The organism is Escherichia sp. TW14182, assembly GCF_000208525.1.
Lineage (GTDB): Bacteria > Pseudomonadota > Gammaproteobacteria > Enterobacterales > Enterobacteriaceae > Escherichia > Escherichia ruysiae.
This window is the reverse complement of the sequence record NZ_AEJZ01000529.1, coordinates 1-679: the sequence shown is the minus strand read 5'-3', so window position 1 is coordinate 679 and position 679 is coordinate 1. Positions and strand designations below refer to the sequence as shown.

General features: G+C 36.2%; 2 protein-coding genes. Both read right to left on the bottom strand.

Annotated elements, in window-relative coordinates; translation table 11 throughout:
* A partial coding sequence (locus tag EQY_RS0123880) for a fimbrial protein (protein WP_000777333.1) occupies positions 1-335 on the bottom strand: 335 nt, incomplete at its 3' end.
* Between the two features lie 122 nt (positions 336-457).
* Positions 458-679 (bottom strand): PapB/FocB family fimbrial expression transcriptional regulator (locus EQY_RS0123875; protein ID WP_000599366.1); only part of this gene is annotated, 222 nt, incomplete at its 5' end.

Below are 679 nucleotides of genomic sequence, written 5' to 3'. Positions count from 1 at the left end.
CCTGTATTACCGGTAGTTCCAAGTGCTTTCTTATCATTAGATACGGTAGAACCAGAAAAACTCACCTTAACGGATTTGTTTGGCTCGCAGTTAAGCAGTTTAATATTCAAAGGTTGTATCACAGAAATGCCACCAGTATTCAGATGTGATTTGGAAACTTGTCCAAAATAGATGGACTGATTTACTGAATCAGGAGCAATACTACATGGCGCATCAATTATCGTGCCATTGAAGGTAACAGAACCTTGCCCCTGACTTGAACCGGCTGCATTAACACCATAAGAAGCTAACATCGATACAAAGGCACCAGTCATAATAATTTTGCTTAATTTCATTGTTTACTCCTTAATGACAAAAGTTGAATGTGGTTTCTTTTTAAACAAAGGTATCCGAATGTTGTGAACACTCTGACATCAATGTATTCAGTAAAACATCTGTGTTATTTATAAATATAAAGCTAGTTCCCCGTCTTTTTGGCAGAGACTTCCCAAGGGATCTGAGGTATCTGCATAAATCTTGATGATCGTAGATAATAAGGAATAAGTTGATTCACTGTTAAATGAACTTTTTGAAATCTTCCTAATGCTCCTGAAAAATACCCAGATGAAATGTTATATTGTTCACAAACCTCTCTTCTTGAATATCCCATAACCAAGAAGTCCTTCAGAGCTAAAATCAT